Source organism: Acidimicrobiia bacterium (genome assembly GCA_012959995.1).
In the GTDB taxonomy this organism is placed as follows: domain Bacteria; phylum Actinomycetota; class Acidimicrobiia; order Acidimicrobiales; family MedAcidi-G1; genus MedAcidi-G2B.
The window spans coordinates 1-11,386 of the sequence record DUCC01000030.1 but is presented as its reverse complement, the minus strand read 5'-3'; the positions used below and the strand labels follow the sequence as shown (position 1 = coordinate 11,386).

Below are 11,386 nucleotides of genomic sequence, written 5' to 3'. Positions count from 1 at the left end.
TGGATGTTCGGCCAAAGCATCATCCACTTCGCGGGGATACACATTGAAACCGCCAGAAATAATCAGCTCTTTGGCCCGACCAGTTATGGACACGTACCCCTCTTGGTCGACAACCCCCAAGTCGCCGGTGCGAAACCAGTCACCGTCTGGGTCATCCACGAAGGCTTCTTGGTTGGCTTCCGGACGTTCCCAATAACCAGAAAAAACATTGGGCCCCCGCACCAATATTTCGTTCGTCTCACCGTCAAGGCGTAAATCCACCCCCGGAAGCGGAAAACCCACCGCACCGGGGCGCCGCTCACCTTGGTACGGGTTAGAAACCAGCATCATTGTTTCGGTCATGCCGTAACGCTCCAACACCGTCACCCCGGCTTCATCGGACAAGCGCTGGTTAAGGGCGGCCGCCAACGGCGCCGACCCCGACACACAAAGCCGTAGTTGCGCCAAGTCAGCTACCTGCGGGTGGCTGGCCAAGCGGTGGTACATGGTAGGTACCCCAAAAAACATGGTGACCTGATGAGTGTCTAGAGCGGCAAAAATATCGTCAGGATCAAAACTTTGCTGAAGCACTGCCGAGCCACCGGTAAGCAGCGTCCCGTGGAGACCAACCCCTAGCCCATGCATGTGGAACATGGGAAGGCAAAGCAGCAAGCGATCTTGGGAGCCCCACTGCCACGCCGCCTCTACCGCCGCCACCCCGGCCAACAAGTTTTCTTGCGTCAGTACTGCACCCTTGGGCCGTCCAGTGGTCCCCGAGGTATAACCAATAAAAGCCGGACTGTCCGGTTCAACATCATCTAAGTTTTGCGGCGCATGGTCAGCCCACGGCACGCTGGTTGAACACGCCAGCAACTTGGGATCCAAAGACACCAACAGCTCCGCCCAACCCGGGTGGTCCACCAAAGCGGCTCGAGGGCGGGCGTCGGCCACCACATGAGCCAACTCAGCTTTTTGATACGCCCCGTTGGTGGGCACCACTATCAGCCCGGCCCGCAGCGCTGCCACATGAGCCACCGCCAACTCCACGGTACTCGGCCCAGAAATTAGCACCCGATCACCGGGGTTCAAGCCCGCACCTTGCAAACGGCCGGCCACCACAGCGGTACGAGCCAAAAACTCACCCCGACTCACCCAGCCAGCAGCATCATGCAACAACGGTTGGTCTGAGTTTTGGCTCAAGGTGGCTACCCAAGCCCCCACCAAAGTGCCCGGTTTAGGCAAAACAAAGGGCTGGCCATCGGTGTGCGCCATCCAAGAACGGGGGGAATGCATGGTCGCACAATACCCGGCCACCGACTCCCACCCAGTACCGTCTCGGCATGCATGTTCTTCTGGTTCGTCACGGTCGCCCCGAAACGGTAATCAACTCCCCCACCATTGCCGACCCCGGACTCACCGAGTTAGGCCAGTGGCAAGCCGAGCGCTTAGCCCACTGGCTGACCAACGAAGACATCGACCAGGTCATCACCAGCCCTAAACGACGAGCCATCGAAACGGTGCACGGCGTATTTACGCCCCGTGGCCTTGAGCACCAAGTAGTAGAAGACTTCAACGAGATCGATTTAGGCTCCCACACCTACCACCCCACCGAGTTGTTGTCTTCGGAGGGCGGAGAGTTTTGGGACAAAATAGTGGCCGGCCAATTTGACGAAATCGGCTGGGACCACCCCGATGTTTTCAATGCACGGGTATTAGCGGCTTGGCAAAACTTGTGCCGTAACCCTCCCGGCGAACGAATAGTGGTGGGCTGCCATGGGGGCACCATACGAGTCATTCTGGCCGCCGTAGTTGGCCACCCCGGGGCTTCTTTTCGAGTGGACTATGCCTCCATCAGTCGCATAGAAGTGGCCCCTTCGAACGATGATCACCCAGACCCTATGTGTCAGATTATCTCCACCAACGAGACCGGTCATTTTGATGCTCAGCGAACAGAACCCGTGGGGCCCATGCGTGATGGTGGCGTAGTTCCTGCCCCTTGGAGGCGCAACCCGTTGGGGGCGCCCAAAAAAAGTTAGCCAGCGTTTTCGGCGTCTTTCTTGCGCTGATAAATATCTTTACAAGTAGGGCACACCTGATAGTTGTCGGGGTTGCGATTGGGGATCCACATTTTTCCGCATAAGGCCACCACTGGTTTACCGGTTACCGCTGATTCCATGATGTCGGACTTGCGGGCGTAATGAGCAAAACGATCGTGGTCGCCGTCGTCGGTAACCGGATCGATGATGGTTTCTGGGGTGGTGATGGTCTCAAGTTCTGAGAGCCTTGGTGCTTGGTTACTCATCATGAAGGGCATCAAGTTTCTCCACTCGGCCAGCATGGCGGCCGCCTTCAAACTCGGCATCAAGCCAAGCCACCAAGGCCTCAGCAGCCACCCCGGCACCGATAAGGCGCTCACCGAAACAAATCACATTGGCATTGTTGTGTTGACGGGTCAAATGAGCCGAGGTCACATCGTTCACCGGAGCGGCTCGCACCCCAGCAATTTTGTTAGCAGCCATAGCAATGCCTAAACCAGAGCCACAAACACATACTCCAAGTTCTGCTTGGCCACTGGCCACCGCTCGGCCCACCGCCGCACCGAAGTCGGGGTAATCGACCCGGTCCGTGGAGTGAGCACCCAGGTCCAGCACCTCGTGGCCCAGGTCACGAAGTTGTTGGGCCAGTTGTTCTTTAAGGTGGTAGCCCGCATGGTCAGAACCAATAGCAAGAATTGTCATAAGCCGATGCTACCCGTCGACGAGGGCCAGCCCAGCCGACCGAAGCTCCGCCAAGGTAATTTCACCTTGGCGAACCACCGTGACCGGGCTTGTGGTGCAGTCCACCAGAGTAGAGGCCAAACCCCTACAAGACCCGCCGTCAATAACCAGCAAATCGCCGCCTAAAGCCTCACCGGCGGCCGACGCTTCAGTCGGGGTGGGTTGACCACTTTGATTAGCGGAGGTCACGGCCAACGGGCCCACTAAAGCAGCCAAGGCCTGAATAAACGGATGGTTGGGGCAACGCAGACCAATAACTTTTGGGGCCTGACCCAAGTGAAGCCCATCATTGGGTTTTCGGGGCACCAGCACGGTGAGCGGGCCGGGCCAAAAGCTTTGCACCGCAGAAGGGAGCGCCCCCTCGGTAGTCAAACTCTTGGCCTGCTCGAGGTCAGCAACCAAAAGAGCCAACGGTTGGTCAAAGTCGCGGCCCTTGCGGGTAAACAACTCAGCCACCGCTTCAGCATTGGTGGACAAAACAGCCACCCCGTAAACCGTGTCGGTAGGAACCACCACCGGTTGACCTAAGCGCAGCGCTTGGGCCGCCGCCTGTAAATCGCCGTCCGTTGGGGTCATGGCCGTTGAGCAATAAGGGCTCGAGACCGTCCGGTCAGATCAGGGCGTATACGCACCTCAGTGTAGCCCAATGCCGTGGCCCGGTCGGCCAAGGGAATAGTTTGTTCGGGTGACATTTCTAATACCAGTGCACCCCCGGGGGCTAACCAGTTTTGCGCATGGTCTACCAAATGGTGCAAGTCGTCGGTGCCTTGTTGCCCAGCGGTGAGGGCCATCGCTGGTTCCCAATCCACCACTTCAGCAGGCAACTCTGCACCAGTGGCTACATAAGGCGGGTTAGAAACTATTACCGCCAAGTGACCTTGTAGGTGCTCGGGTAGCGCCTCAAACCAAGAGCCCTGACTCAAAGTAACCCGACTAGCCGGTCGGCCTAAACCAGCCAAGTTGGCTCGAGCCACCGCTAGCGCATCATCTGAAAAATCAGTACACCACACTCGGGTACTGGTGCGTTCAGCGGCGATAGCCAAGCCCAGAGCCCCCGAGCCGGTGCCTAGATCAGCCACCAACAACTCACCGTTTTGACGGTCTAACTCCTCGAGGGCGTAGCCGGCCACCACCTCGGTTTCTGGCCTCGGTATGAGCACCCGTTTATCTACCATGAGGTCAAGGGTGCGGAAGGACCAGTGGCCCAATACATATTGCAAAGGTTCGCCAGCCAGCCGGCGGGCCACCAAATCATCGTGGCGAGCCATACCGCGTTTTGTAATCAATTCGTGGAGCACCCCATCGGAGAGGTCTTCAATGATCCACCGGGCTTCGGCTTCGGGTAGCCCGGCGGCCACAAATCGTTGGGTGGTTTCTTTGCTTAGTTCCCGCCAGGAAATAGTTTGCTCGGAGTTTTGATCATCCATCAGAAGATGGCGTGGCTTGAGCAAGTTGTTCGACGCGTTCGTTGGCCAACAACTCGTTAATCACCTCGTCGAGGTCGCCGGCCAACACCCGATCAAGTTTGTGCAGAGTAAGGCCAATGCGGTGGTCAGTGATGCGATTTTCTTTAAAGTTGTAGGTTCGTATTTTTTCTGACCGACCGCCAGTGCCCACTTGGCCCTTGCGGGCTGCCGAGGCTTGGGCCTGTTGTTTTTCTTGTTCAACTTGCAACAAGCGTGAACGCAAAACCCGCATAGCTTTAACCTTATTTTGCAACTGGCTTTTTTCGTCTTGCATGGAAACCACCAAACCAGTGGGTTTGTGGGTAATACGTACCGCCGAGTCGGTGGTGTTCACCGACTGGCCACCCGGACCAGAAGCTCGGTAAACATCAACTTGAAGATCATTTTCGTCTACATCTACTTCTACTTCTTCGGCTTCGGGCACCACGCTGACCGTGGCAGACGAGGTGTGGACCCGGCCTTGTGACTCGGTTACCGGCACTCGTTGTACCCGGTGCACCCCGCCTTCATATTTGAGCCGGGTCCAAGCGTCTTGGCCAGCGACCAATACGGTGACCTCACTGAACCCGCCCATATCTGACTCTCGGGCATCCATGGGCTCTATTTTCCACCCGTGGTTGGCCGCAAAAGCATGGTACATCTCGTGCAAGTCTCGGGCGAACAGGTTGGCTTCTTCGCCGCCCTCGGCACCACGAATTTCTAAAATCACGTTGCGGCCGTCGTTGGGGTCGCGAGGCAAAAGCAATGCTTGAAGCTCGGCTTCTAAAGTTTCGATAGTTGTTTTGAGTTCGCTGACTTCGTCATTGAGTTGTTGTCGGTCTTCTTCTTCTTCGACTATTTCTAAGAGTTCTTGGGCTGCTTCAAGGTTTTCGCTGGCTTCCTGTAAAGGGCGGCCCACGGCCAGCACTTCGCCAAGTTCCTTAAAGCGGCGACCTACTTTTTGTAGTTGAGATTGGTCGCTGATGACCGCCGGGTCGCTAAGTTGCCGTTCGGTTTCTGAAAGCTCTTTTTCAAAGGCGACAACTTTTTCCAACATAAAGTTCAGGCTACCGGTGGTCCGTCACTCCCCGTCATGATGACTCTGAGACGACATGACGGAGGTTTAGGTCCAGGGGCCTTCAAGGGGGACGAGGTTGGTGGGGGCGGCCAGGAGTTGGATGGATTTTTCGACTACTGGCAGTTGGTCGCGGGGCGGCACCACCACGATTACCTGATCAGGTTGATGACGCACAATCAGTTCAGCGGTTTGGGGGACCAAATTGACGTCCACTCCGGTGGAACAGGCCACCAATACGTTCTGGCCGTCGGGGTTGGTGCCCCACGCAAATGCTGGGGCGGGGTCTCGTAGGTTGGTGCGTTCGGTGGCCGAGTCGAGGGCCGCTAGGTCGCTAAGACCTACCAGCGTGGGGTCGGCCAGCAGGGTGTGGCGCAGCCAGCGTTCTCGAACCAAGGTAGCCAACGGGTGAGCACCGGCACCGGGGTGGCGTTGAGCGCGTACCTGATCGGCGGCGGCCGCTAAGGCTTGGCTCGTTGGTTGGTCGCCGTGCAGCAATGCTCCGGCTTCTCGGTCAAAGCGGCCTACCCCTACTTCGGTGATGCCGTCAACCAGTCGTGCCACTTCGAGGCCTAATATTTCGCCGCGCCACATACCGTGTTCGACCACTGTTTCTACGCCGGCACCGCTACACAGATTAATGAAGTCGTCAGGGCAGGGCAGCGGGGTTACTGCTAATTCAACCGGGCCGGGGGTGACCGGGGCCAGGGTGCGTTCAGTTATGAGCGAGATAGTTGGGGCGGGTTTAAGACCTTGGGCTTGGCGAGCCGCTTTTGCGGCGGCCTGCGGATGGTCGAACAACACGTGAAGTTCGTTCAGCGAGCGACTAGCCGCAAGCAAGATCCCTTGACCTAAAGATATTTCGGGTCGTTCGGTGTCAGCCAGCAACCAGCAGCAGTTATCTAAAATGAGCGCTGACCCTTGGCCTAAGGTTTCGGGCTGGGTTTGGCCTAAATCGTGCCCGGCCTCGGTAATCAAGGCGCGCAGTTTGATGGCTTGGAGTTCTGCTCGTCGTTCCGGGTCTAAAGGCACGGAATGCTCAAAAGTTTTCGACGGTGAACCCGTCGAAGGGGTTTAACCCTTGCGGCGTGAGCCGTAACGGCGTTCGAAGCGCTCAACTCGACCGGCGGTGTCGATGATCTTCATAGTGCCGGTGAAGAAGGGGTGGCTGGCCGAGCTGATTTCAACTTTGGCCAACGGGTATTCAACCCCGTCGTCAAGGGTAATGGTCTCCGAGGTCTCAATAGTTGAGCGGATAACGAAATGAGTACCTTCGGTGAGATCTTGAAAGACCACCGGACGGTAGTTGGGGTGTATGTCAGTCTTCATAGCGGGTCCATTCTGCGGTGATAAACGAGCGTCTACAACCTGCGCAGTGAGTATTTGTTTTTATTAAGCGCCCATGGAGGGGCCTTTGGCCACCTCAGCAAGGAACTCATCATTGTTGTTAAAGGTTTTAAGGCGGTCAGTTAGCAGTTCAAGGCCTGCTGCTGCTCCCCCACTGTCGGCGGCTAGGCCGCTAAGCACTCGACGGAGTTTCCACACCTGGTTGAGTTGTTTGCGTTCGAAGAGCAACTCTTCGTGCCGGGTCGAGGAAGCATCTACATCAATAGCGGGGTAGATCCGACGCTCGGCGATGCGACGATCAAGACGGAGTTCCATGTTGCCGGTTCCCTTGAACTCTTCGAAAATCACTTCGTCCATTTTGGAGCCGGTTTCCACCAAGGCAGTAGCCAAAATAGTTAGCGAGCCACCTTCTTCAACGTTGCGAGCCGCACCAAAGAAGCGTTTGGGTGGGTACAAAGCACCGCTGTCTACACCACCAGACATGATGCGTCCTGTTGAAGGCGCAGCCAGGTTGTAGGCCCGGGCAAGACGGGTGATGCCGTCCAAAATGATGACGACATCTTGGCCGGATTCGACCATACGTTTGGCCCGTTCGATGGTCAGTTCAGCGATTTGGGTATGTTCTTCACTGGGCCGATCAAAAGTTGAGGCTACTACTTCGCTGTGTTGGAGCCAGCGTTTCATGTCGGTGACTTCTTCCGGCCGTTCATCGACCAACAACACAATGAGCTTGACCTCTGGGTTGTTGGTTTCGATAGAGCGGGCGATGTGTTTCATGATGGTGGTCTTGCCTGCTTTAGGCGGCGACACAATCAAGCCACGTTGGCCTTTACCAATGGGTGACAACAGGTCGATGATTCGAGCCGTCATGTTGGTGGAGTCACCTTCAATCTCCATGCCGAGTTTTTCGTCGGGGAAAAGCGGGGTGAGGTCTTCGAAGCGGGGCCGGTCTTTAGCCATTTCGGGGTCGAGGCCGTTAATGGCGTCGATACGTAGTAGGGCAGGGTTTTTTTCGCTGCGGTTAGCGGGGCGAGATCCGCCGGTTATGTGGTCGCCTTTGCGTAACCCGAATTGGCGTACTTGCTTGACCGAAATGTAGGCGTCGGTTACGGAGGGTTTAAACCCGTTGGTGCGCAAGAATCCGTAACCCTCGTCGCGTAGGTCAATGTGGCCTTCGATGGCTACTGGTTCGCCGTCCCATTCTTCTACCGGGACTGGGCTGCGTTCTTGGTTGCGACCGCGGCCACGACGGCGACGGTTACCGGGGCCGGCTTGGTCTTGGTTGCGATCTTGGTTGCGATCTTGGTTGCGGTCCCGGTTGCGGTCGCTGCCTTCACGGTTGCGTGGGTTGCGGTCGTTGCGGTCGTTGCCTTCACGGCTGCGTGGGTTGCGGTTTACCGGGCCGTCTTGTTTCTCTTCTTCGTCACTGTCTTTAGTGCCGTCGGCCTCTTTGTTGTCTTCTTCGGTGCTGGAGGCTTCTTCGGCGGCTTCGGTTTCCCATGCCGCGGGTGGTTCTTCGGCTTGTTCGACCGGTTCTTGTTTCTTGGGTTTGGCTTTAGCTTTTGTGCCGTTGCTTGAGCCGCCGGAGGCGAGGTCGACAATCATGTCTACCAATTCGGCTTTACGGGCTCGGGAGGTTGGTTTGCCGCCGATCGCCGTGGCGATGGTGGTGAGTTCGTCGCGATCTTTACCCTCGAGGGTGTCGCGTTCAAATTGGGTGGAGGCCATGCTCGTACACCTTGGTCTTTCGTTTTGGGCTCTCAGGCCCGTTGGTTTTTGCTCTCAGGTTTGAGAAGCAAGCAGATTTGGCAACGGTTCTGCTTCTTCAAGAAGATGCAGATTTTGACGAAACAAGAACATTTCTTGTTGAGAAGTCGCCGGGTAAAGAAAAGTTTACCGTGGGCATCACACGGGGTCGCCTGACCCGGTTGATAGGAGTACTTTAACCCAAGTCATAAGTTTTTCGCAACTATGGTGGGTTTGAGCTTAGTTTTAAGGGTTTTTCTTTGGCTGCGAAGCATCAAGTTGCTAGCGACGAGGGCGAAGGAAATCATGAAAAGCGTGGGAACCCAGGTGTTCGTTTGGTCGTGGAGGATGCCGCCGATGATAGGCCCAATCCCACTCGCTAACCCGACGGCCGCTCCTTGGAGGCCCATGAGGAGCCCAAGGTCACCTTCAGCAAAATTGGTGCGGGCGTACATGGCTTGGAGGGGGCTTGAGGCGCCGATGCCGATGCCGGCCAGTACCGAGTAGGCGACGCCGGTGGGTAGAGCGCCAAAGAGCAGGAGGGCCACGCCGAGGGCGCTCAGCAGGTAGGCGCTGCGCAGCAGCTTGATGGTGCCGTGGCGTTCTACTGCAGCGGTGAGGCCCATGCGGCCAAATATTTGGCAAAATCCGCGCAGGCCGCCGACCACTCCAGCCGTACCGATGGTCAGTCCGCCGGCGGTAAGGATGGGCACTTGGTAAACCAGCGTGGTGGAGACCGCCATACCGGCGAATACGTAGGCGATAAGCATGCGGCGCACTTGGGGGTTTTCTATAGATTTGCGTAGGGCTTCAAGGGGGCGGGCAGAGGGGCGGCTTTGGATGCTGCGGCCTCCGGAGGCCAGCACCATGGCTTGGAGCGCCCCGGCTATGGCGAGGGCGGCCAAGATGCGACCGGTGATGCGCCACCCTTGGTTTTCGACTAGCCAGGCGGTGAGCGGCAAGTAAATGGGGCTACAGAAGGCGCCGACGATGGTGAGTATGGCGATGGCTCGGTCGGGGCGTTGGGGGTGGCGGCGGGCCGAGGCCACGGTGGTGATGTGGTAGAAGCCAGTAGCGCCAGTTATGCCGGCGCCGGTGGCGTAGAACAGGCCGAAGGTAAAGATGCTTTCTGCACTAAAGGCGGCCATCATGAGCCCGCCGCCTAATAAAGCGAGCAGGGAAAGGGGGGCTTTTAGGCCCAGTCGGTCGAGTAGTCGTCCGCCGAAAAAAGCCCCAATACCGCTGATGGACTGGGCTATGCCGTAGGTCAGGCCAAGCGCCGTGGTGCTCCAGCCCATGGTTTGGTTTATGGGGTTGATGAGAACGCCGAAGCCATAAAGCCATGACCCGTAACTGGTAATGGTGAGCAACCCAAGAGAGATCACCCCCACCCAGGAGGTTTTTGTAACGTTGGCGGTGTTTATGATCAAAGGTTTAGCAGGTCAGCAGGGTGGCTGCTTCGTGGAAGGCGTCGGGTCGGGCGGTGTACCAAATCCATCGGCCGCGGCGTTCTCGGGTGAGTAGGCCTGCTTGGTGCAATATTTTTAAATGATGACTGATGGTGGGTTGTGAGCGTTTGAGGGGAGCCACGAAGTCGCAGGCGCAGGAGCCTTGGGGTTGGCAGGCCACCATGCTGAGGAGTTGTAGCCGTACGGGGTCGGCCAGGGTGGCGAACACGTTGGCCAAGCGTTGGGCGGATTCCAGGTTGAGGGCGGCTTCGGTTACTGGTGGGCAACAAGGTGCGGTGACAGAAGTCGTGGTTGACATAGATACATTCCTTCTATATATTGATGTTTATCAATATAACAGAAAAGAGACCCTCATGGGACGCTTACAATTAGCCATCGATGTCAGCAACCTAGAAGAATCCATTGACTTCTACTCCCGCTTATTCGCCACTCCACCCACCAAGGTGCGGCCCGGCTACGCCAACTTTTCTATTGCCGACCCGCCATTGAAGCTGGTGCTTTTCGAAGATCCCACCGGCGGCGGCACCATCAACCATTTAGGCGTTGAAGTGGAAACCGCCGAAGAAGTGGCTACCGCCGAAGCTCGAATCACTGGGTCTGATCTAACTACCACCGGGGTGGCCGGCGCTTTGTGCTGCTACGCCGAGAAAACCGAAACCTGGATTCATGGCCCCGACGAAACTCGCTGGGAATGGTACGTAAAAACCGGCGACAACGAGCAGTTTGACAACATCGACATCGAACCCGAAGAAAACGGCCACGCTTGCTGCAGTTGAACTCTTACCCTTACCTGCTGGTTGGGGTTATCTGGTAGGCCTCTCCGTTGACGGTCAGCAGATAGTTGGCGCCTTTTCGGGCAGCGGTTATTTCAACGGTCAACGGGTCAATCAGCGTGTCAACAAAACGGACCACTTCTCGAGTGCCGCACACAGTTTCGGTCAACTTCAGTGCTTCTTCAGCACTATCCGGGTCGGCCAAGGTCATGGCCAATGCTTCCTCTGTCGCCTCTGGCGTAGGGAGAACCGTGGCCATGAGCAAAACTTTCCCCGGGGCAACCACCACTAGGTCGGCAATGCCCTGATCTTCATCGGTAAACAGGTAGCACCAAGAAAGCAAAGCAATGTCGTTGGGAACGAACGGCGGTTCGCAAAATGTTGGCCCCTCCGGGTCGAAAGCAGGGCCATCACCACCGTCACCCAGCAAAGCCAAGGCATCTTCTCTGTTGGGTGGTGAGGCCACCTCCCCCGTATCTTCAGCGGCCAAAAGCAACTCAGCGTCTTGTTCTAAAATGTCTGCAAGCTCTTCGTTCCCGCTTTCGGCGGCCGTTTCAGCTAAAGAGTTAAGCCCGTCTACTGATTCAGTGACACCGGTATTTTCTTCGGTCTCTCCAGCCAAACTGAGAGGCCCACCAGAAATTCCTGCTGTTTGAGGGACCGTTGTTGAGACAGTTGAGTCCTCAGACCCCCATGAGACAAGCAAAAATCCAGCAAGCAGCAACAACGAGGCCATAAAAACTATTGACCGCTTACCCTTTAATGACATAATTTT

General features: G+C 56.8%; 14 protein-coding genes. 2 read left to right on the top strand and 12 right to left on the bottom strand.

The window, feature by feature from the left end; genetic code table 11:
• Nucleotides 1-1,272: long-chain fatty acid--CoA ligase (locus EYQ49_08465; protein ID HIG25906.1), on the bottom strand; the 1,272-nt coding region annotated here is incomplete at its 3' end.
• Between the two features lie 47 nt (nt 1,273-1,319).
• Here EYQ49_08465 and EYQ49_08460 point away from each other — a divergent pair.
• On the top strand, nt 1,320-2,015 hold the full coding sequence (locus tag EYQ49_08460; protein ID HIG25905.1) for a histidine phosphatase family protein: 696 nt from the start codon (nt 1,320-1,322) through the stop codon (nt 2,013-2,015).
• Here the strand turns inward: EYQ49_08460 and EYQ49_08455 are convergent.
• From EYQ49_08455 to EYQ49_08410, 10 genes are all read right to left on the bottom strand, one after another.
• A complete protein-coding gene (locus EYQ49_08455) occupies nt 2,012-2,284 on the bottom strand; it encodes a DUF3039 domain-containing protein (protein ID HIG25904.1) in 273 nt (90 codons plus the stop codon). The genes EYQ49_08460 and EYQ49_08455 overlap by 4 nt on opposite strands.
• Nucleotides 2,274-2,717 carry a ribose 5-phosphate isomerase B gene (gene rpiB, locus EYQ49_08450; protein ID HIG25903.1) on the bottom strand — a complete coding sequence of 148 codons (444 nt, stop codon included), beginning with the start codon at nt 2,715-2,717 and terminating at the stop codon, nt 2,274-2,276. The genes EYQ49_08455 and rpiB overlap by 11 nt, the downstream gene beginning before the upstream one ends.
• Before the next feature lie 9 nt (nt 2,718-2,726).
• Nucleotides 2,727-3,332 carry a threonylcarbamoyl-AMP synthase gene (locus EYQ49_08445; protein ID HIG25902.1) on the bottom strand — a complete coding sequence of 202 codons (606 nt, stop codon included), beginning with the start codon at nt 3,330-3,332 and terminating at the stop codon, nt 2,727-2,729.
• Nucleotides 3,329-4,183, bottom strand: a complete 855-nt coding sequence (gene prmC / locus EYQ49_08440; protein ID HIG25901.1) for a peptide chain release factor N(5)-glutamine methyltransferase — start codon at nt 4,181-4,183, stop codon at nt 3,329-3,331. The genes EYQ49_08445 and prmC overlap by 4 nt, the downstream gene beginning before the upstream one ends.
• Nucleotides 4,176-5,258 carry a peptide chain release factor 1 gene (gene prfA / locus EYQ49_08435; protein HIG25900.1) on the bottom strand — a complete coding sequence of 361 codons (1,083 nt, stop codon included), beginning with the start codon at nt 5,256-5,258 and terminating at the stop codon, nt 4,176-4,178. The genes prmC and prfA overlap by 8 nt, the downstream gene beginning before the upstream one ends.
• A gap of 66 nt (nt 5,259-5,324) precedes the next feature.
• A complete protein-coding gene (locus EYQ49_08430; protein ID HIG25899.1) occupies nt 5,325-6,308 on the bottom strand; it encodes a hypothetical protein in 984 nt (327 codons plus the stop codon).
• A gap of 42 nt (nt 6,309-6,350) precedes the next feature.
• On the bottom strand, nt 6,351-6,605 hold the full coding sequence (locus tag EYQ49_08425; GenBank protein HIG25898.1) for a type B 50S ribosomal protein L31: 255 nt from the start codon (nt 6,603-6,605) through the stop codon (nt 6,351-6,353).
• 63 nt (nt 6,606-6,668) lie between these two features.
• On the bottom strand, nt 6,669-8,351 hold the full coding sequence (locus EYQ49_08420; protein HIG25897.1) for a transcription termination factor Rho: 1,683 nt from the start codon (nt 8,349-8,351) through the stop codon (nt 6,669-6,671).
• A gap of 224 nt (nt 8,352-8,575) precedes the next feature.
• Nucleotides 8,576-9,799 (bottom strand): MFS transporter, encoded by a 1,224-nt coding sequence (locus EYQ49_08415; protein HIG25896.1) that lies wholly within the window; start codon nt 9,797-9,799, stop codon nt 8,576-8,578.
• Between the two features lie 4 nt (nt 9,800-9,803).
• The gene (locus EYQ49_08410) at nt 9,804-10,136 is read right to left on the bottom strand and encodes a transcriptional regulator (GenBank protein ID HIG25895.1); all 333 of its coding nucleotides are present in this window, start codon (nt 10,134-10,136) and stop codon (nt 9,804-9,806) included.
• 55 nt (nt 10,137-10,191) lie between these two features.
• Between EYQ49_08410 and EYQ49_08405 the strand changes: the two genes are divergently transcribed.
• The gene (locus EYQ49_08405; protein HIG25894.1) at nt 10,192-10,614 is read left to right on the top strand and encodes a glyoxalase/bleomycin resistance/extradiol dioxygenase family protein; all 423 of its coding nucleotides are present in this window, start codon (nt 10,192-10,194) and stop codon (nt 10,612-10,614) included.
• Between the two features lie 10 nt (nt 10,615-10,624).
• On the opposite strand, the gene EYQ49_08400 is transcribed toward EYQ49_08405, so the two are convergent.
• A complete protein-coding gene (locus tag EYQ49_08400) occupies nt 10,625-11,347 on the bottom strand; it encodes a hypothetical protein (GenBank protein ID HIG25893.1) in 723 nt (240 codons plus the stop codon).
• Nucleotides 11,348-11,386: the final 39 nt, after the last annotated feature.